This window comes from Aromatoleum evansii (assembly GCF_012910805.1).
Lineage (GTDB): Bacteria > Pseudomonadota > Gammaproteobacteria > Burkholderiales > Rhodocyclaceae > Aromatoleum > Aromatoleum evansii.
Genome location: NZ_WTVK01000009.1, coordinates 60,281 through 80,574, shown reverse-complemented (window position 1 = coordinate 80,574; position 20,294 = coordinate 60,281). Strand labels below are relative to the sequence as shown.

16 protein-coding genes are annotated in these 20,294 nt (G+C 68.8%); 7 read left to right on the top strand and 9 right to left on the bottom strand.

Annotation, left to right across the window (positions count from 1 at the left end):
• Positions 1-34: 34 nt before the first annotated feature.
• Complete coding sequence (locus tag GO615_RS06365) at positions 35-1,426, bottom strand: sensor histidine kinase (RefSeq protein WP_169126203.1); 1,392 nt, start codon at positions 1,424-1,426, stop codon at positions 35-37.
• Positions 1,416-2,105 carry a response regulator transcription factor gene (locus GO615_RS06360; RefSeq protein ID WP_169126202.1) on the bottom strand — a complete coding sequence of 230 codons (690 nt, stop codon included), beginning with the start codon at positions 2,103-2,105 and terminating at the stop codon, positions 1,416-1,418. Before GO615_RS06360 ends, GO615_RS06365 begins: the two co-directional genes overlap by 11 nt.
• 299 nt (positions 2,106-2,404) lie before the next feature.
• Here GO615_RS06360 and GO615_RS06355 point away from each other — a divergent pair, with 299 nt between their 5' ends.
• From GO615_RS06355 to GO615_RS06340, 4 genes are all read left to right on the top strand, one after another.
• Positions 2,405-3,067, top strand: a complete 663-nt coding sequence (locus GO615_RS06355; RefSeq protein ID WP_169126201.1) for a response regulator — start codon at positions 2,405-2,407, stop codon at positions 3,065-3,067.
• Positions 3,064-4,374 (top strand): ATP-binding protein, encoded by a 1,311-nt coding sequence (locus GO615_RS06350; RefSeq protein WP_169126200.1) that lies wholly within the window; start codon positions 3,064-3,066, stop codon positions 4,372-4,374. The genes GO615_RS06355 and GO615_RS06350 overlap by 4 nt, the downstream gene beginning before the upstream one ends.
• Positions 4,375-4,477: 103 nt before the next feature.
• Positions 4,478-5,941 carry a DegQ family serine endoprotease gene (locus GO615_RS06345; protein WP_169126199.1) on the top strand — a complete coding sequence of 488 codons (1,464 nt, stop codon included), beginning with the start codon at positions 4,478-4,480 and terminating at the stop codon, positions 5,939-5,941.
• A 213-nt stretch (positions 5,942-6,154) separates the two neighbouring features.
• On the top strand, positions 6,155-6,724 hold the full coding sequence (locus GO615_RS06340) for a hypothetical protein (RefSeq protein ID WP_169126198.1): 570 nt from the start codon (positions 6,155-6,157) through the stop codon (positions 6,722-6,724).
• Between the two features lie 6 nt (positions 6,725-6,730).
• Here GO615_RS06340 and GO615_RS06335 read toward each other — a convergent pair whose 3' ends face one another.
• The 4 genes from GO615_RS06335 to GO615_RS06320 all read right to left on the bottom strand — a co-directional run bounded on the left by GO615_RS06335 (position 6,731) and on the right by GO615_RS06320 (position 10,617).
• Positions 6,731-7,345 carry a cytochrome b/b6 domain-containing protein gene (locus GO615_RS06335; protein WP_169126197.1) on the bottom strand — a complete coding sequence of 205 codons (615 nt, stop codon included), beginning with the start codon at positions 7,343-7,345 and terminating at the stop codon, positions 6,731-6,733.
• Between the two features lie 24 nt (positions 7,346-7,369).
• Complete coding sequence (locus GO615_RS06330) at positions 7,370-8,986, bottom strand: tetrathionate reductase family octaheme c-type cytochrome (protein WP_169126196.1); 1,617 nt, start codon at positions 8,984-8,986, stop codon at positions 7,370-7,372.
• A 16-nt stretch (positions 8,987-9,002) separates the two neighbouring features.
• On the bottom strand, positions 9,003-10,148 hold the full coding sequence (locus tag GO615_RS06325) for a rhodanese-like domain-containing protein (protein ID WP_169126195.1): 1,146 nt from the start codon (positions 10,146-10,148) through the stop codon (positions 9,003-9,005).
• A 76-nt stretch (positions 10,149-10,224) separates the two neighbouring features.
• Entirely contained in the window at positions 10,225-10,617 is a 393-nt protein-coding gene (locus GO615_RS06320) for a hypothetical protein (RefSeq protein ID WP_169126194.1), read from the bottom strand.
• A 294-nt stretch (positions 10,618-10,911) separates the two neighbouring features.
• Here GO615_RS06320 and GO615_RS06315 point away from each other — a divergent pair, with 294 nt between their 5' ends.
• Positions 10,912-11,970: an RNA methyltransferase gene (locus tag GO615_RS06315; RefSeq protein ID WP_169126193.1), complete on the top strand. Its 1,059-nt coding sequence runs from the start codon at positions 10,912-10,914 to the stop codon at positions 11,968-11,970.
• A 7-nt stretch (positions 11,971-11,977) separates the two neighbouring features.
• On the opposite strand, the gene GO615_RS06310 is transcribed toward GO615_RS06315, so the two are convergent.
• Entirely contained in the window at positions 11,978-13,138 is a 1,161-nt protein-coding gene (locus GO615_RS06310; RefSeq protein WP_169126192.1) for an NnrS family protein, read from the bottom strand.
• Positions 13,139-13,404: 266 nt separating this feature from the next.
• On the opposite strand from GO615_RS06310, the gene GO615_RS06305 reads away from it, so the two are divergent.
• Together GO615_RS06305 and miaA are read left to right on the top strand one after the other, a co-directional pair.
• The gene (locus GO615_RS06305; RefSeq protein WP_246262173.1) at positions 13,405-14,595 is read left to right on the top strand and encodes an MFS transporter; all 1,191 of its coding nucleotides are present in this window, start codon (positions 13,405-13,407) and stop codon (positions 14,593-14,595) included.
• Positions 14,596-14,807: 212 nt separating this feature from the next.
• The gene (miaA, locus tag GO615_RS06300) at positions 14,808-15,755 is read left to right on the top strand and encodes a tRNA (adenosine(37)-N6)-dimethylallyltransferase MiaA (protein WP_169126191.1); all 948 of its coding nucleotides are present in this window, start codon (positions 14,808-14,810) and stop codon (positions 15,753-15,755) included.
• Between the two features lie 125 nt (positions 15,756-15,880).
• Here miaA and GO615_RS06295 read toward each other — a convergent pair whose 3' ends face one another.
• Positions 15,881-17,218: a hypothetical protein gene (locus GO615_RS06295; protein ID WP_339380148.1), complete on the bottom strand. Its 1,338-nt coding sequence runs from the start codon at positions 17,216-17,218 to the stop codon at positions 15,881-15,883.
• Positions 17,215-20,289 (bottom strand): efflux RND transporter permease subunit, encoded by a 3,075-nt coding sequence (locus GO615_RS06290; protein WP_169126190.1) that lies wholly within the window; start codon positions 20,287-20,289, stop codon positions 17,215-17,217. The genes GO615_RS06295 and GO615_RS06290 overlap by 4 nt, the downstream gene beginning before the upstream one ends.
• Positions 20,290-20,294 lie beyond the last annotated feature (5 nt).

Below are 20,294 nucleotides of genomic sequence, written 5' to 3'. Positions count from 1 at the left end.
TTGGGACGTACGAAAAATAGAACGTCCGGCGGCATCAGTCAAGCGACGCAGGCATTGCGCCGTCGACAGGCAGCACGACCTCGATGGCGAGGCCCGGGCCGGCATCGAGCGCCGACACGCGCCCGCCGTGGGCCTCGACGATGCCCCGCACCAGCGCCAGGCCGACGCCGGCCCCGTCGGCCGCACTGCGGCTCTCGTCGAGACGGAAGAAGCGCTCGAACAGCCGCGGCAGCGCGGCGTCGGGAACGCCCGCACCATGATCGCGCACGCTCAGCACGACACGGCCTTCGCCCGCCGCGAGATCGAGCGCTATCGTCCCCGCCCCGTGCTTCAGCGCGTTCTCGATCAGGTTCTGCAGCACCTGAAACAACAGGTCCGGATCTCCGCGCACCGTTGCCGGCGCCAGCGTACCGACGAGTTCCCTGCCCTCGGCGGCGGCCACCGGTTCGTACAGTTCGATCGCATCGGCGGCCACGGCGCGGAGGTCCACCGGCTGCCATGTCGGCCCGAGCGCGCCGGCCTCGATGCGCGCCAGGCTCAACAGCGCAGCAAAGGTGCGCAGCAGTGCGTCCGTCTGCACTCGCAGCCCCTCCAGCCGCTCGCGCAGGATCCGGTCCGCCGCGGCAGCCTCGCGCGCCTCGTCGATCGCCCGCCGCAGGGCGATCAGCGGACGACGCATGTCGTGCGCGATCGCGCTGGAGACGTGCCGCGACGCATCGACGAGGCGCTCGATCTCGTCGAAGGCACGATTGAAGCGCCGCGCCAGCGCGTCCAGCTCGTCATTGCGTGCACTCAGGCTGAGGCGCTGCGCCAGGTGGCCTTCCTGGATGCGCGCCGCCTCGCGCGCCAGCGTCTCCAGCCGGCGGTGCAGATGCTGCATGAAGAACCATCCGATCGCCGCCGCGACGACGATGATCAGCGCCGCGGAGCCCCACAGCCGGGTCGTCATGTGCTGCTGGAAGGACTCCAGCGGCGAATGCCGCCCGACCAGCAGGCGGTCGCCGCCGAACAGCACGAACACCTGCCCTTCCAGCGTGCTGCCGTCGGGCTCGCGGACGTGGAACCACGCCTCGTCGGCCACCGGCACGCCGTCGGGCCAGGCGGCCAGGTTGCCGACCACGGCCCGCCCTTCGCGGTCGGTCAGCAGATACACGGCGTCGCGGTCCGCAGCCGCGTCGACGCGGCGCTGCAGGGCGTCGCGCAGGCCGGCCAGTCCGCGCTCGTGGAAGTGCTCATCGAGACCGTTGATCTCGAGCGTGATCGCGGCGCGCACCTCATCGCGGATATGCCCCTCGGCCTCGCGGAACAGCGGATAGAAGAGTATCGCCACGATCAGCGCGATCGCGGCCGGCAGGGCGAGGGCGAAGCGGTGGAACGGGCTGCCGAACCAGGCGCGCAGCCCGCCCGGCGCCGTCTCACGCGACATCGGTGCTCAGGCGGTAGCCGGCGCCGCGCACCGTATGGATCAGCGGCGGCAGGCCAGCCAGATCGATTTTCGCGCGCAGGTTCGAGATATGCACGTCGATGACGTTGGTCTGGGGATCGAAATGGTAGTTCCAGACGGCCTCGAGCAGCATCGCGCGCGTGACCACCTGCTCCGAATGGCGCAGCAGGAACTCGAGCAACTGGAACTCCTTGGGCTTGAGGTCGATCTTGCGACCGCCGCGCGTGACGCTGCGGCGCAGGAGATCCATCTCCAGGTCGGCAACGGCGAGCCGCGTGTTCGGCCCGCCGGCCCCGGACACCGCGCCCCTGCGCGCCAGGGCTTCCAGCCGGGCGACGAGTTCGATCAGCGAGAACGGCTTCACCAGGTAGTCGTCGCCGCCGGCGCGCAGGCCGGCGACCCGGTCATCAACTTCGCCCAGCGCGCTGAGGATGACGACGGGCGTCGCAACGTTCGACGCGCGCAGCGTGCGCAGCACCGTGAGGCCGTCCACGCGCGGCAGCATGCGATCGAGGACCAGGACGTCGTAGCTTTCGGTAGTGGCGAGAAACAAGCCGTCGCGCCCGTCGGCGGCGACGTCGACGATGTGCCCCGCTTCCTGCAGCCCCCTGCGGATGTAGGCGGCCTGCTGCGGATCGTCTTCGACGAGAAGTATCTTCATTGGGTCCTGCGCGGTCCGGCGTCGTGGATCAGGCGGACGACCACACCACCGTCCGGGGTGATCGCGCTCGCGCGCAGTTTATTCCGGTCGGCGCACGACAGGCTATCGATCAGACATTCGCCTGCGGGAAATACCATCCGGTTGCGACCGGGAACCCGATGCTTGTCGCGCAGGACGGGCACCGGGGACAAGCCATCGACGGCAACATGGCGGGCAGACCGGGACGTAGTGCCTCGATGTGTGGCAGTGCAATCGCATAGAATGTTTCAAAGGCGTCCGCCGCCCCACCCTACGCCACCATGAGACTGCTCCTGATCGAAGATGACGCGATGATCGGTGCCGGCGTGCAGCAGGCGCTGCGCGAGGACGGCTATGCGGTCGACTGGGTGCGCGACGGCGTGGCCGGCGAACTCGCGGCGCGCGACAACCCCTACGACCTGCTGCTGCTCGACATCGGCCTGCCGCGCCGCGACGGCATCGAGCTACTGCAGCGCCTGCGCACGGCCGGCCACGCGATGCCCGTGCTCGTGCTCACGGCACGCGATGCCGTCGCCGACCGCATCCGCGGGCTGGACGCCGGCGCGGACGACTACCTCGTCAAGCCCTTCGACCTCGACGAACTCTCCGCGCGCGTGCGGGCCCTGCTGCGCCGCCAGCGCGGGCAGGCCAACCCGCTCGTGACGCTGGGTGCGCTGCAGGTCGATCCCGCGAGCCGCGCGGTGACGCTGGCGGGCGAGCCGGTGCGGCTCTCGGCGCGCGAGTTCGCGCTGCTGTCGGCGCTGCTGGAACACCCCGGCCGGCCGCTGTCGCGCAGCCAGATCGAGGAGCGCATCTACGGCTGGGATGAAGAGGTCGACAGCAACGCAGTCGAGGTGCATATCCATTCGCTGCGTCGCAAGCTCGGCGCCGACTGGATCCGCAACCTGCGCGGCGTCGGCTATTACGTGCCGGAGCGGCCATGAACTCGCTGCGCCGCACGCTGCTGTTCTCGCTGCTCGGCGCCCTGGTGCTGGTGTTCGCGATCGGCGGCATCGCGACCTACCGCATGGCGCACAACGAGATCGACGCGCTGATGGACTACAACCTGCGCCAGTTCGCGCTCTCGCTGCGCGACAGGCGCCTGGCGGAGCCGAATGTCACCCCCCTCGCAGCGCCCGACGAGTCGCTGGACCTCGTGATCCAGATCTGGGACGACACCGGCGTGCGCCTGTACCTCTCGCACCCGCACACCGCGCTGCCGGCCCGCGCGCAGCTCGGCTACACGACGGTCACGACCTCCGAGGGCGACTGGCGCGTGTATTCCATTCCGCTGCTCGACCACGTGATCCAGATCGCCCAGCCGATGGCCGTGCGCAGCCGCCTCGCCGCCCACGCGGCGCTGCGCACGCTGATCCCGCTGGTGGCGCTGATGCCGCTCCTGGGCGCGCTGATCTGGTATCTGGTCGGCCGCGGCCTGCGCCCGCTCGAGCGGCTCGCGCAGGAGGTGGCGACGCGCCGCGCCGATTCGCTCGACGCCCTGCCGCTGAAGGGCATTCCCGACGAGGCGCAGCCGCTGGTGCGGGCGCTCAACGAACTGCTCGAGCAATTGCGGCAGGCGATCAGCGTCCAGCGCGCCTTCGTCGCCGATGCCGCGCACGAGCTGCGCACGCCGCTCGCGGCGCTGCAGATCCAGCTGCAGCTGTGCGAACGGGCGCGCGACGAAACCACACGCACCGCTGCGCTCGGAGAGCTGCGCACCGGCCTGACGCGCGCCGCGCACCTCGTGCAGCAGTTGCTGACGCTGGCCCGACAGGAACCCGGCGAGGGGGCGGCGAAACCGCAGGTGCGCGTCGTGCTCGCCGACATCGCACGCAAGTCGCTCGCCGACTACACCACCCTCGCGCACGAACTCGGCATCGATCTCGGCGCCGAACTGCTCGACGACGCGCTCGCGACGCAGGGCGATCCGGCTGCGCTGCGCACCCTGGCCGGCAACCTGATCGACAACGCAATCCGCTACACGCCTCGCGGCGGCCGCGTGGATGTGTCGGTCAACAAGAGCGATGGCCGCTACTGGCTGCGCGTCGACGACAGCGGACCGGGCATCCCGCCCGAGGAGCGCGACCGCGTGCTCGACCGTTTCTATCGCCCCGCCGGCCAGCAGGAGTCGGGCAGCGGACTCGGCCTTGCGATCGTCGACAGCATCGCCCGGCGCCACGATGCGCGCGTCGTCCTGAACGCCTCCCCGCTGGGCGGCCTGCGCATCGCGGTAGGATTCCCGCCCGCGTGAAACGGGGCAAATTCAGCATTCCCTTAAGTTTGATTTAAGTCAGAGGCCCGTAGAGTGCCAACATCGTCCCGCTCCGTGCATGCGGGATGGGAGGAAACAGATCATGTCACTACAGGCGCTCAAGTTACCCGTCATTGCCGCGGCGATTGCCGCGACGCTGTGGGGCGGCTATGAAATCGGCCGCTCCGTGGACCAGGCCCCCGCCGCGACCACCCCCACGGTCGTGCGCAAGGGGGGGCAGCCGTACGCGGCCGCGTCACTGCCGGACTTCGGCAGCATCGTCGATTCCTACGGCCCCGCGGTCGTGAACATCAGCGTCGAAGGCACCGTGAAGACCGCCGCGCGCGGTCGCACGCCCTTCGGTCAGCTCGACCCGGACGACCCGTTTTCCGAGTTCTTCCGCCGCTTCGCCCCGCGCGGGCAGGGCAAGCCCGGCGAGCAGATCACGCACGGCCAGGGCTCGGGCTTCATCGTCAGCGCGGACGGCATCGTGCTCACCAACGCGCACGTCGTCGCCAACGCCGACCATGTCACGGTGAAGCTCACCGACAAGCGCGAGTTCACGGCCAAGGTCATCGGCATCGACAAGCCGACCGACATCGCGGTGCTGCGCATCGACGCGCAGGACCTGCCGACCGTGCCGCTCGGCGACCCCACGGACATCCGCGTCGGCGACTGGGTGCTCGCGATCGGCTCGCCCTTCGGCTTCGAGAACAGCGTCACGGCGGGCATCGTCTCGGCAAAGTCGCGCTCGTTGCCCGACGAGGGCTACGTGCCCTTCATCCAGACGGACGTCGCGATCAACCCCGGCAACTCGGGCGGGCCGCTGCTCAACCTGAAGGGCGAGGTGGTCGGCATCAATTCGCAGATCTACAGCCAGTCGGGCGGCTATCAGGGACTCTCGTTCGCGATCCCGATCAGCGTCGCGGCGCACGTGAAGGACCAGTTGCTCGCGCAGGGCAAGGTGACGCGCGGGCGCCTGGGCATCGCGATCCAGGACCTGAACCAGGGCTTGGCGGACTCGTTCGGCCTGACCGTGGCGCGCGGTGCGCTGGTGAGCCATGTCGAGCCCGGCAGCCCCGCGGCCGAGGCCGGGATCGAACCGGGCGACGTCGTGCTGAAATTCAACGGCGAGGCGATCGCTTCGTCCGCGGAGCTGCCGCCGCGCGTCGCCGTGGTCACCCCGGGCAAGCCGGCGAAGCTGGAGATCTGGCGCAAACGCAAGGCACAGGAGATCACCGTCACCGTCGGCGAGCAGCAGCCCGAGAAGGTGGCCGCCGCCGAAACGCCACCGGATGACGGCGGCCGCCTCGGCGTATCGGTGCGCCCGCTGACGGCCGACGAACAGAAGGAGGTCGAAACGCGCGGCGGACTTCTGGTGCTAGACTCATACGGTCCGGCAGCCCGCGCCGGCATCGAGGAAGGCGACGTGATCCTCGCGGTGAACGGCAAGCACGTGAACCGCGTGGACGATCTGCGCAAGCAGCTCACCGACGCCGGCAAGCACGTCGCACTGCTCATCCAGCGCGGCGACGCGCGCATCTTCGTGCCGATCGAACTGGGCTGACGCCGCCACGATTGCCGACTGTCGCCCTGCGTCAGTGCCCCGGGGGACGACAGGTTGTCAGCCTGAGGGGCACCGCATGGACGGCCGGGCAGGCGTCGCCCCCCCTGACGACTGCCCGGCCGAGTCCTGCAGCATTCCGGCCGACGCTGCGGGCACACGCTGACGGGGCGAATCGCGCAGCTCTTTCACCCCGCTTTCAGCCGAATTCCCCGCATGCTCGTCGCCCGCATCGAAGCCCTGATCTATCGCATCCTGCGCTTCGCCGAGGCCGGGCACCGCCTGCTGCTCGCCTGCAGCGCGCTGTCCTTCGTCGGCACGCTGACCGCAGCCTGGCCGGTGACCGCCGTGGTCGTGCCCGCGACATTGATGGCCGCGGGGCGCTGGCGCGCAATCACGGGTGTTGCTGCGCTCGGCAGCGCGATCGGCGCGACCGTGCTGATGGTGGTTTTTCACCATCTGGGCTGGACGCAACTCTACGAGCGCTTTCCTGAGCTCGCGACCGATCCGTCGTGGGCGCAGGTGGTCGACTGGGGAACGCGCTACGGCACGGCCGCACTGTTCCTGATCGCCGCCTCGCCGCTGCCGCAGACCCCCGCGCTGATGTTCTTCGGCGCACTGCGTCCGGACTACGCCGGCGTGTTCGTCGCCATGCTGGCCGGAAAGCTGCTGAAATACGGCGTCTTCGCGTGGGTCTCCAGCCACTTTCCGGAGCGGGTCGGCCGATCGCTCGGTGCCCTGCTGCGGCGCGGCCGCAAGCAGGGCACCGGGGACAGCGACGTGTAGCGCGCTTCAGGACTTCGCACCGGCCTGCGGATCCTCGATCTCCTCCCAGCCGGTGATCATCGCCTTGAGATGGCTGCTCCAGGTATGCCCTGTGGTGATCACGTACACATGCACGATGAAGAAGCCGAGCATGAGGAAGGCGCCTATCGTGTGCAGCACGGCAACCACGCCCAGGTCGAGCCCGAGGCCGGCGGCGTTGATCTCGTTGTAATAGAGATAGGCGAGCCCGCTCAGCCAGATCAGCGGATTGATCATCAGCTTCACGTTGAGGTAGGCGAGGCGCTGCAGCGGGTTGTGCTTCCTCAGCTGCGTCAGCCGGAACGGGTGCGGCGCATGCGTGAAGATGCCGCTCAGGTAGTAGCGCAGCATCGCCACGAGGTTCTCCGTCGTCGGGATGTACTGGCGCCATTCTCCGGTGGTGAAGTGCCAGAAGATCGCGAACACCCATAGCGCGATCAGCGCCCAGGCCGCACTGGTATGCAGCTCGCTGGCGTCGCCGTAGCCCAGCAGGGTGTAGGTGCCGTGGATCTCGAAGCCGGTGACCATCATCAGGATGATCAGCAGCGCCTGCGACCAGTGCCAGAAGCGTTCGAAGCGCTTGAAGATGTAGATGCGTTCCATGGTGATCTCTCCTTGGCTCTTCGTTCAGCCCTTGCGGCGCAGGATGCGCAGCCCACCGTGCGCAAGCGCACCCAGCAGCGCGCCGCCCGCCATCAGCCAGCCGAACAGGTCGACGAGGGGATGGGCGTCGCGGCCCGGGATATACACGCCTCCGACCTTCTCCAGGCGTCCGCCCCTCATGTGGCATTCGGCGCAGCGCACCGCGTTCTCCTTGGGCGCGACCATGTGCGTGATCGGCCACGACATCTCGGTACGGATGAAGTCCACCTCGCCCGAGAACGGCGCACCGGAGACCTGCATGCCGGTCTTGATGGCCTTTTCCCAGCCGAAGTTCTTCCAGTACGCGGTGTCGTCGTTGCCCGCGGTGTGCGGGGTGACGAGGGTGCGGTTCACCGGGTCGTAGGGTTGCACGCCGACGAACACCTTCATCGGCCAGATCAGGGACTTGCCGTCGTCCGCGCTGCCGCCGAGGCGGTTGATGCGCGTCACACCGCTGTCCTTGTCCACCTTGTCGCCCAGCAGCGTGTAGGTGACCTCGCCGTTGAACCAGCGGTACTCGGGCACGACGTTCTCGCCGAGCACAAAGTCGCCCTTCTTGGAGTCGTAGATCACCCGCCCCGCCTCATCCTTCTTCAGCATCGGCTTGCCGTCCGGCCCCATCTGCCCTGCGGTCGACCAGTCCCAGCTCATCTTGGTCGCGACCCCGCCGCGTGCGATCTCCGGGATGTGGCAGGTCTGGCAGGCGACGACGTCGGTGTGGTCGTTGAGCTTCGCCGCATGCCCGCCGCCCTTGTGCGGCGCCTGGCCGTGACACGCGGGACAGGTCGCCGGCAGCGAGTCGTCCGCGCGACCGGGGATGTGCGCGCCTTCGGTGTCGCGCGCGACCGGCGTGTAGCGGCTGCCCGGCACGTCATGGCTCGAGGTGCGGTGGCAGGTGCCACAGCTGAAGTCGAGCCCGGTGGCGTCCATGTGCACGTCGAGCTCCTTGTCCGGCGCCGCGAGCGAGGAGTCCATGTCGCCATGCTTGACGCCGTCGCCGCCGCCGCCGAAGAAGTGGCACGTGCCGCAGGTGTCGCGGCTGCTGCGACCGACCTTCTGCGCGACCTTGGTCAGGTCCACCGCCTTCGCGAACTTGCCCGATCCCGGCGGGATCTCGGTGTCCTGATAGGGCGGATGGCCGGCGAGTCCCGGCAGCTTGCGATAGCTGCCGGTGGTGTCATGGCACACCAGGCAGTCGACGTTCTGCTCGGCGGTGAAGTCGAAGCTGGCGTCCTTCCAGCCGTAGCCGACGTGGCAGCTGGTGCAGAAGGGGTAGTTCGACGGGATCGAGATGCAGAAGTTGTTGATGACGTTCTTCTTGCCGAGCTTCTGGTCGGTCGCGGGATTGAGGAATTCCCAGCTCCAGTGCTTGGTGTTGTGCACCTGCTTCGCCGCCTCCGTGTGGCAGATGAGGCAGGCCTTCGTGACATCGGGGCCGGACGCGAAGCCCTGCTGCAGCTCCTTGAACTTGGTGTGATCGGCGGTGCTCGCCTTCGTCGCCGCAAGCGCCGGCCCGCCCTGGAATGCGGCGCCGGCTAGCGCGGCGGCGAGCAACGCGGCCGCCCAGGGGCGCGCACGCCGATTCGTTCGATTCGTCTTCATGGCGATTCCCCGCTTGCTAGTTCTTCTCGACCATCGTGTAGCTGCCGTCGCGCGCCCACTTGATGTCGGCGTTGAGGAAGAAGGTCTTCAGGGCGGGCTTGTAGAGCTGCACCATGTCGTGCGCCTCGCCGCTGCGCCCGCCCGCGCCGCAGAAGAACACGATGGGCTTGTCGGCCGGCAGCTCGTCGATGCGCTTCTCGAGCGTATTGACCGGGACGTTGACCGCGCCCTTGAAGGTGCCCGCGGCGAACTCGTTGGGCTCGCGCACGTCGATCAGGTGGATCGTGTCGGGGGCCTCCTTGTAGATCTTCTCGAAGGATGCGACAGCGATCGTTCCGCTCTCCTTGCCGGCCTGGATGACGGGCTTGGCGGCCGCAGCGCCCTCGGCGGTCGGGCCTGCGCCATACAGGCGCTCCCACTCCGGATAACCCTCGGGCACCACCTTCACCTGCGTGTAGCCGAGCTTCACCGCCTTCGCGGCGGAATCCGAACTCAGCCTGCAGGTGAGGCCCTCGCAATAGAAATACAGCGGGCTCGCCTTGTCGGCGGGCAGGCGGTCGACGAGCTTGTCGAACTGCGAGTCGGGCAGGCTGATCGCGCCGGGGATGTGGCCCTTGTCGTACTTGCGCTCCTTCGGCCGCGAATCGACCAGCGCCATCGGGGCGCCCTCGTCCATCAGCTTCTTGAGATGGGGCACCGAGATCGCCGCCATGTGGCCGTTCTTCACCCAGTCCGGGAAACCGGCCGCATACACGCGGATATCGGTGTAGCCGAGCTTCTCGGCGCGGAAGGCGGAGTTGTGGCTCAACATGCACTCGAGACCGTCGCAGTAGAAGATCAGCAGCGTGGCTTTGTCCTGCGGCAGCTTGTCGGCGAGCTTGTCGAACTGGCTGTCGGGGAGGCTGAGCGCGGTCGGGATGTGGCCCGGATCGTACTTGCGCGCGGTCGGGCGCGAGTCGATGATCTGCACGCCGTCGGGCTTGGGCAGGACCGCATAGCGGGCGACGAAGTCGGCATCGACGATGCGGCTGTACCAGCCCGCCTTCGCTTCCGCAGCGGCGGGCGCGTCGGCGGCGATCGCAGCGCCGGACAAGGATTGCAGCGGAACGGCGCCCAGCGCCGCCAGCAGGGCCGCGAAGGCCAGGGTGTGACGGAGTTTCATGATGGCTCCCTGAACGATGAGGGACTCGTCCCGCGCCAAGCGCGGGCGAAGGTCCGGAATGCGTGGAGGCGGGTGATCAGCTGCAGCTGGCCGGCGCGTCGCCGTCCTTGGCGCCCTTGATCACGAAGGCCTTGATGTCCTCGAACAGCTCGGCATCGGGCACGTCGGCGAACTTGTCGGCCGCCTTGTTCTGCGAGCGGATGCTGGCGCGGTAGTCCTTGCCGACGTACTTCTTCAGCGAGTCCTTGCCGGCGGCGTGCTTGTCCGCTTTCAGATAGCCCTCCCACTGCGCCATCGTCATCGTGCTGGGAGCGATGGAGCCGCCCGCCTGGGCGGCATGACAGGCGGTGCAGACGCTGCGGTAGTAGATGCGGCCGCGCTTCCAGTCGGCGTCGTACGCGGCGGCGCCGAAGCTGACGCCGAGGAGACTCGTCGCAAGGATCGAGAACAGTAATTGACGGGGTTTCATGATGTGACACTCCGGTTTGCGGAAACTGTCTTCGCCTGCCCGTCGGCCCGCTTCCAGGTCGCAGCCCGGGAAACCCAAGGGCATACGAAATCTGGAGCCATTCTATCAGCATTAAATTCGCATTTAATTATTCTCTTATTTGAATGTGACCCAGATCACTCCGCCGCGCGTTTTCCCGGCAAACCCGCGGGAACGGGTGTAAAATTTTTTATTCTTGTGCACCGCAACGACCCAGCCGGAAGCGGCAGCCCGACCCGGCTCATGTGCGCCACCGGCCCGCATCGCCCCCCCTCCATGCGTATCGAACACCTCCGCCAGCGACTGCGCGACCTCGGCGCCAAGCCCTGCCACGAACAGGCGATCCTGCGTGCCTGGGCCCAGGCGCGCCCGCTCGACAGCGGCCGCAAGCGCGCCGACGGCTTCCTCTCGCCGCGCATCCTCGCCGCCCTGCCGGCACTGGGCGAGGAGCTGCACGGGCTCGCGCGCGTGCTCTCGGAGCATCCCGGCGAGGACGGATCGGCGCGCCTGCTGGTGCAACTCGCCGACGGGCAGTCGGTGGAAAGCGTGCTGCTGCCGCGCGACGGCGTGTGCGTGTCCTCGCAGGTCGGCTGCGCGGTCGGCTGCACCTTCTGCATGACCGGCCGCGACGGCCTCATCCGCCAGCTTGGCAGCGCCGAGATCGTCGCCCAGGTCGTGCTCGCGCGCGCGCGCCGCTTCGTGAAGAAGGTCGTGTTCATGGGCATGGGCGAGCCGGCACACAACATCGACAACGTGCTGGAAGCGATCGACTTCCTCGGCACCGAGGGCGGCATCGGTCACAAGAACCTGGTGTTCTCGACGGTGGGCGACCACCGCGTGTTCGAGCGCCTGCCGCAGGGGCGCGTGAAGCCGGCACTGGCGCTGTCGCTGCACACGACGCGTGCCGACCTGCGCGAACACCTGCTGCCGCGCGCCCCGCGCATCAGCCCGGAGGATCTGGTCGAGCGCGGCGAGGAATACGCCCGCGCGACCGGCTATCCGATCCAGTACCAGTGGACGCTGCTCGCCGGCATCAACGACACCGACGCGGAGATCGACGGCATCGTGCGCCTGCTCGCGGGCAAGTACGCGATCATGAACATGATCCCGTGGAACAACGTGGAAGGCTTCGGCTTTGCGCGCCCCGAACGCGAACAAGCGGAGGCGATCGCACGCCGGCTGCACGCACGCGGCGTGCTCACCAAGCTACGCCAGTCGGCAGGCCAGGACGTCGACGGCGGCTGCGGCCAGCTGCGCGCCCGCCTCGTCGCGCCGCGCACGCCGGCCGTGCTGCGGCGCTTTCCCGCAACCGACGCGGACCTGCGGGCGGACTGATCCGGCCTCAGTGCTCCTTGCCGTCCACGCGCGGCGCGAGCAGGAAGGGAATGTAGCGCCAGCCGAGGATCGCGAAGCACGCGAACCATGCCGTCGCCGCCAGGTGGATCCATCCCGTGTACATGCCCGGCACGATCTGCGGCAGCACGACGCGCGCGACGAAGGCGCCGATCATGATCCACAGCACGAGCTTGTCGCCTGCGTCGAACACGACCTTGCGCCCCGTATGCCCCTTCGAGATGCGTACCAGCATCGCGGGGATGATCAGCCCCATCACGCCGAACGTGAACACGTGCACCGACAGGCTGCCGACCCAGCCCGGCGACCCGTGCAAGGCGACGAATTCGAGCAGCAGCTGCACGGCGATCGCCGCATAGCCGAGGTACATCACCGCCAGCTCCAGCCGGCGCATCGCGAGCTGCGGTTTCCAGAAGGCCAGACGCGCGACAAGGAGAAAGGCGAGCACGACCAGCAGGGCCCCTGCCATGGGCTTGGGCATCCAGGCGACGAAGACCAGGGAAAGCGCGGTCAGCTTGATCGGGTTGTCCAGCAGCGGATGGCGCAGGATCTCCGCCTGGAACACGCCCTTCATGAACTGCGTCAGCGTGCGTTCGAGCATCACGAGGAAGGCGACGCGAAAGAGCCCGACCGCCATCGTCACGCCGGACTGAAAACTGTCGCCGCCCAGCATCAACAGCTTCGCGGCGATGAAAAGCGGCAGCGCGACGAGGAAGAAGTAGTTGTCGCGGAAGCTGTCCTGGCTGCGGTAGCGGATCAGCGTCCACAGCAGCATCGCGACGATGGAGCCGAGGTACACGGTGTTCGACAGCCAGAACAGCGCGCCCGGCCACTGCCCGCCCCAGGCCATGCCGGCGCGCTCGAACAGCCATGCGGCGACCAGCCACATCAGCGCCGCACCGTGGTAGCCGCGAATCTGCACCCAGTTCTTCGACGCGGTGAGCAGGAAGCCGCCCATCACCGCCCAGCCGAAGCCGAAGAACATCTCGTGCGCGTGCCACTGCACGGGGGTGAAACGCCCCACCGGTGCGGGCAGCGCGCCGCTGAACATCAGCGCCCACAGTAGCGGCAGGCTCAGGCCGGCGAAGCAGGCGAGGCTGAAGAAGGGGCGGAATCCGACGAGCCAGAACGGGTGGGAGACGAGCTTCATGAGAAGGGCTAATGGGGTAGCGATCAAAGACACGACCGTTCGCCCTGAGCTTGTCGAAGGGCTGTCAGGGCTTCGACAGGCTCAGCCCGAACGGTATCCAGGTGCAGCGCAGGCAAAGGGATCAAACCGATAAGCGGACCAAACCGCCGCCGATTCTGGACGAGGCTGCCGAGCGTCTCCTTGATCTGCGACATTTCGCGCCTGTCATTTGACTGCCTCGCGCTGCATGACAGAATGCCGGCAACGCCCCGACCCGGTACCGGACCATGCAAGACGCCCCGCCCGCGGCCCCCTCCACACGACCGAAACTGCCGGCCGCGATCTGGATGCTCGGCTTCGTCAGCCTGTTGATGGACGTCTCCTCCGAGCTGATCCACAGCCTGCTGCCGGTCTTCCTCGTCACTTCGCTGGGCGCCGGCGCACTCGCGGTCGGCCTCATCGAAGGCGCAGCGGAAGCGACCGCGCTGATCGTCAAGGTCTTCTCCGGCGCCCTCTCGGACTACTGGGGCAGGCGCAAGCCGCTCGCGGTGCTGGGCTACGGGCTCGGCGCGATCTCCAAGCCGCTGTTCGCGCTGGCGACGAGTGCCGGCATGGTGCTCGCCGCACGCCTGATCGACCGCGTCGGCAAGGGCATCCGCGGTGCGCCGCGCGATGCGCTGGTGGCCGACATCGCCCCGCCCGAAGTGCGCGGGGCGGCCTTCGGCCTGCGCCAGTCGCTCGACACCGTCGGCGCATTCCTCGGCCCGCTGCTCGCGATGGGGCTGATGCTGCTGTGGGCGAACGACTTCCGCGCGGTGTTCTGGGTCGCGATCATCCCCGGCTTCCTCTCGGTCGCGCTACTATTCTTCGGCGTGCGCGAACCCGAACGCCCGCCCGGCACACCGGTGCTCAACCCGATCCGCCGCGAGAACCTGCGTCAGCTGCCTCGCGCCTACTGGTGGGTCGTCGGCATCGGCGCGCTGTTTGCGCTGGCGCGCTTCTCCGAGGCCTTCCTCGTGCTGCGCGCGCTCGACGCCGGCCTGCCGGTCGCGTACACGCCGCTGGTGCTGATCGGCATGAACGTCGTCTATTCGCTCACCGCCTACCCCTTCGGCCGGCTCGCCGACAGCATGAACCACGCGCGCCTGCTCGCGCTCGGCCTCGTCGTGCTGGTCGCGGCGGACCTCGCGCTGGCGCAAGGCGCCGAGTGGCCCTGGCTCGTCGCCGGCATCGCGCTATGGGGCCTGCACATGGGCATGAGCCAGGGCCTGCTCGCGACGATGATCGCGGACACCGCCCCCGCCGCGCTGCGCGGCACCGCCTACGGCGTCTTCAACCTCGTCAGCGGCATCGGCCTGCTGCTCGCGAGCGCGCTGGCAGGCCTGCTGTGGGAACAGTTCGGCGCCGCCTGGGCCTTCGTCGCCGGCGCCGCGCTGGCGGGCGCGACGCTGCTCGTCGTGCTCATGCGAACGCGCTGACCCGCCGGGGCGAAACCCGTTTCCGTGGGAGCGGCTTCAGCCGCGAATCAACCGGCTCGCACCCACCAGACGCCCATTCGCGGCTGAAGCCGCTCCCACGGCGGGACTGCACTACATTGGTGCGATTGCCCTCCCCTGTGCCGGAAGCTTCTCGGGTCGGGCACGTTTCATCGCTACAATCGCGGCCTCAGCCCTGCTCACGCGCCCGACCGATGCTCCCGCCCGCCCTGCTTCTCCTCGGCCCCACCGCCAGCGGCAAGACCGCCTCCGCGCTCGCGCTCGCGCGCATCCTGCCGGTCGAGATCGTCAGCGTCGACTCCGCCCTCGTCTATCGCGACATGGACATCGGCACGGCCAAGCCGACGGCGGAGGAGCTTGCCGCCTGCCCGCACCACCTGATCGACATCGTCACGCCAGAGGAAAGCTACTCGGCCGCGCAATTCCGCGCCGACGCCCTGCGCCTGATGGACGAGATCACCGCGCGCGGCCGCATCCCGCTGCTCGCCGGCGGCACGATGCTGTACTTCAAGGCCTTGCGCGACGGGCTGTCCGACCTCCCGGCGGCGGACGCCACCCTGCGCGCCGAGATCGACGCGGAAGCGGCGAAGCGCGGCTGGCCCGCACTGCACGCCGAGCTCGCGCGCCTCGACCCGGACGCCGCGGCGCGGCTCGAACCGGGCGATTCCCAGCGCATCCAGCGCGCGCTAGAGATCGTCCGCCTCACCGGCCGCCCACTCGCCGACAGCTACGCAAAGCGCGAGATGGCGCCGCCGCCCTTCCGCCTGCTGCCGATCGCGCTCGCGCCGTCCGACCGCGCGGTGCTGCACGCGCGCATCGAACAGCGCTTCGACGCGATGCTCGCGGCCGGCCTCCTCGACGAAGTACGCGGCCTGCGCGAACGCTACCGACTCGACCTGTCGATGCCGTCGATGCGCTGCGTCGGCTACCGGCAGGCGTGGGAATACCTCGACGGCACGGACGACTACGACACGATGCGCTTCAAGGGCATTGCGGCCACGCGCCAGCTCGCGAAGCGCCAGCTCACCTGGCAACGCCAGTTCCGCGACACCTGGCCGGAGCTGGTCGAACTCGACTGCCTGCGCCCGGACCTCGCCGCCGCCGTCGCTGCGACGGCGCAACGCCTGCTAAGCGCCGCGTAGCAGGATTCGCGCGGCCCTGTCGTAGGGCGGGAAAGCCCAGCGCCTCCCGCCGCTTGCAGATCTACCGCTGTGGGAGCGGCTTCAGCCAATTCGCGACTGAAGCCGCTCCCACACCGGATCTGCATTCACAATATGCCCCGCCACGCCCCCACCGCAACCAGCCACAGCGACGCCAGCACGTAGCTCGCCAAGCAGTAACGCAGGTTGCCCCGCGCCAGCCCCACGGCCGACAGCCCGAATCTCCCCTGCAGCGACAGATGCACGCCCGCCATCGGATTGAGCGCGAGGCCGATGCTCCAGGCCATCAGGAATATCTGCGCCAGCAGCATCGGATCGGGCGACAGCGGCGCGAGCCAGGTCGACGCGATCACGATCGTGATCACCGTATGCACGCCGATCGCCGCGAGCGCGACCATCGCGCCCAGCACCAGCGCCGCCTCCACCGGGCCGAAGCGCTCGAAGGGCGTCCAGCCCGCATCGCCCTGCATCAGCGCCTGCAGGCCGGTGGCGAACACGCCCGCGGACAGGAACAGCATCAGCTCCCCCGACATCGCCGGCAGACGACGCAAGGCATGGGCCGCAAGCCGCTCGACACCATCGACCGGCCCGCGCGCCACCAGCATCGACACGACGCTGATCATCAACGCCGAACCACTGATCACCGCGAGCGACGACCAGCCGGGCAGCCAGGCCAGCCCCGCCGACACCATCGCCGTCAGCGCCAGCGGCAGCCACAGCGAGGACGCGCGCATCGGAAAACCGACGAACCCGCCCGCATCCGCGTCCGCCGGCAGGGTGCGCGTGATCAGCCACAACAACGTCACGGCCAGCGGCACGCCGGCCAGCACGAGCTCCTCCAGCCGCGCCCCCGGCGCGTAGGTCAGCGCCACCGCCATCGCGCCGAAGAACGGCGACCACAACGCCGCGAGGAGGAATCCGCGTGCGAGCAGCGCCGCCTGCGCCGCGCTCAGGCGACCGTCCCGGGCGATGCGCTCGGCGATGATGAACACGACCGACATGTTGATGACCGCCCCCAGCACATGCACGCCCGCGAGCGTCTGCCATAGCGCGCGGCGGCCGCGCGGCAGCGGCCGTTCCCCGTCCTTGCCGACGCCGACGAGCTGCAGGAAGCTCACGGCCGCCAGCATCCCGAGCAGCGCAGTGTTCTGCGTCAGCAGGCCGCTCCACGCCGGCCGCCCCCCGCGCCAAACCGCCACGCCCAGCGCGAGCATCCCCAGCCCGCACAGGATCAGCGCGAACCGGCGCTGCCCCGCATCGAGGCGCGGCCACAGCGCGACACCCGCTCCCCACGCGGCGACACCCGCCGGCCAGGCCGGCAACCCCGTGCGTGCGCCGTGCGCGAACGCAAGCAGCACCAGCCCCGCCATCAGCCAGGCGGCAAGGACGGCGCGCGGACGCGACAGGGGGTGGAGATGCGCGTCGGACACGCCGCGGACGCTCACGCGGACGCGGGCGCGCCGTCCTCGACCGCGAGCCGGTTGCGTTCACGCCGCGCGAGCAGCGTATAGACGGTCGGCACTACGAAGAGGGTGAAGAAGGTCCCCAGCAGCAGCCCGCCGACGATCACCCAGCCGATCTGCTGGCGGCTCTCGGCCCCCGCCCCGGTCGCCAGCGCGAGGGGGATCGAGCCCAGCACCATCGCCCCGGTCGTCATCAGGATGGGGCGCAGGCGCAGCACCGACGCATCGATCACCGCCTCGCGCAGCGCCGCGCCCTGGTCACGCAACTGGTTCGCGAACTCCACGATCAGGATGCCGTGCTTCGTGATCAGGCCGACCAGCGTCACCAGCCCGATCTGGCTATACACGTTGAGCGTACCCCCGGCGAAATACAGCGCCGCGAGCGCCCCGGTCATCGACAGCGGCACCGTCAGCATGATGATGAAGGGATCGCGGAAGCTCTCGAACTGCGCCGCCAGCACGAGGTAGATGAAGGCCAGCGCGAGCACGAAGGTCAGCGCCAGGCTCGCCGAACTGGTCTTGAACTCCCGCGACTGGCCATCGTAGTCGATCGCATAGCCGGCCGGCAGGATGCGCCCCGCCGCCCCCTCGAGCCACTCCAGCGCCTCGCCCATCGCGAAGCCCGGCGCGAGGTTAGCCGAGATCGTCACCGAACGGCGCTGCCCGAAGTGGTTCAGCTCGCGCGGACTCACGCGGTCGTGCACCTTCACGAGGTTCGCCAGCGGAACCATCTCGCCATTCTTCGCGCGCACGTAGATCTCGCGGATGTCGCGCGCGACGGCCCGGCTCGGCGCCTCCACCTGCACGATCACGTCGTACTGCTCGGCGTCCTGCTTGTACCGCGTCACCTGGCGCCCGCCCAGCATCGTCTCCAGCGTGCGCCCGATCACATCCACCGGAATGCCGAGATCGGCCGCCTTGTCGCGATCGACGTCCACCGCGAGTTCGGGCTTGGTGAGCTTGAGGTCCGTGTCCGGCGACACGAAGCCCGGCTGCCTGCGCATCTCGTCGAGGATCAGGTCCGTGTAGCGCGCGAGCTCGTCGTAGGACTCCGAGGTCGTGATGACGAAGCTGATCGGGCGCGTGCGCGGGCTCTGCCCGAAGGACGCCGGCAGCACCGGGAAAGCCTGCAGGCCGGGGATCGCCGCCATCTTCGGCCGCATGTCGCCGGCGATCGCCGTCGAGTTGCGCCCGCGCTCGGCCCAGTCGCTGAAGCCGGCAAAGGAAATCCCCTGCGACACCGTCGGATTGCCCGAGATCACGAGGTAGCGATCCACCTCCGGCACCTTCGCGTAAATCCCCTCCAGCTGCGCCGCATAGCGCGCCATGAAATCGATCGTCGCCCCTTCCGGCCCGGAGAAGATGCCCACGACGCGCCCGCGGTCCTCGACTGGCGCGAGCTCGGTCTTGAGCGTCTTCAGCAACACCAACGATGTTCCGGCGACCACGGCGAAGGCCAGCATCACGAGCCAGCGCACATTCAGCGCAACCCCCAGCGCGCGCCGGTAGCCCACCGTGAGCCCGCCGAGGAAACCCTCGATCGCGTTATACACGCGCCCGTGCTTCCTCTCGTGACGCAGCAGCTTGGAGCACATCATCGGCGACAGCGTCAGCGCGACGAATCCCGACACGATCACCGCCCCCGCGAGCGTCAGCGCGAACTCCGTGAACAGCTTGCCGGTGCGCCCCGTCATGAAGGCCACCGGCGCATACACCGCGGCGAGCGTGATCGTCATCGCGACCACCGCGAAGCCGATCTCCTTCGCCCCGCGGAAGGCCGCCGCGAGCGGCTCCATGCCTTCCTCGACATGGCGATAGATGTTCTCCAGCACCACGATCGCATCATCCACGACGAGGCCGATCGCCAGCACCAGCGCGAGCAGCGTCAGCGTGTTGATCGAGAAGCCGAACAGCAGCATCAGCGCGAACGCGCCGACCAGCGACACCGGGATCGTCACCAGCGGTATCAGCATCGCGCGCCAGTTGCGCAGGAAGAAGAAGCAGATCACCGCGACCAGCAGCACCGCCTCCCAGATCGTGCTGAACACCGACTCGATCGAGCGCTCGATGAACACCGTCGTGTCGTTGGCGATGTTCATGCGCATGCCTTCGGGCAGTTCCGCCTCCAGAACCGGCAGCATCTCCACGAGGCCGCGCTTGAGATCCAGCGGATTCGCCACCGACTGCTTGATCAGGCCGATCGACACCGCCGGCTTGCCCATGAAGCGCACCAGCGTGCGCTCGTTCTGTGCCGCAACCTCCACGCGGCCCACGTCGCGGATGCGCACCGCGTAGCCGCCGGGCGCCTGCGGCTCGCGCACGACGATGGCCTCGAACTCCTGCGGCGTATCGAGATCGGTCTGCGCCACCACCGCGAACTCGCGCTCGCGGCTCTCGATGCGGCCGGCCGGCAGCTCCACGTTCTGGCGCCGGATCGCGTCCTCGACATCCTGAGGCGTCAGCCGGAAGGCCGCCAGCCGGTCGCGGTCCAGCCAGATGCGCATCGAATAGCGACGCTCGCCGAACATGCGCGCGTCCGCCGCCCCCGACAGCGTCTGCAGGCGCGGCTTGACGACGCGGCTGGCGAAGTCCGAGAGTTCCAGCGGCGAATGGCGGTCCGACGAGAACGCGATCCAGATGATCGGGTTCGCGTCCGCCTCCACCTTCGAGATCACCGGCTCGTCGACGTCGTCGGGAAGGCGCCGGCGCACGCGCGACACGCGGTCGCGCACGTCCGCGGCGGCGCTGTCGGCATTGCGCTCGATGCGGAAACGCACCGTGATCTGGCTGCGCTCCTGGCGGCTGATCGACTGCAGCACATCGACGCCCTCGATGCCCGCGAGCGAATCCTCCAGCGGCTTCGTCACCTGCGACTCGACGATCTCGGCGCTCGCGCCGGTATAGGTCGTATCCACCGTCACGACCGGCTCGTCGATGTTCGGATACTCGCGCACCGTCAGGCGCGAATAAGACATCAGCCCGATCAGCAGCACCAGCAGCGACAGCACCGTCGCGAACACCGGGCGCCTGATGCAGATCTCCGACAGGACCATGGCCG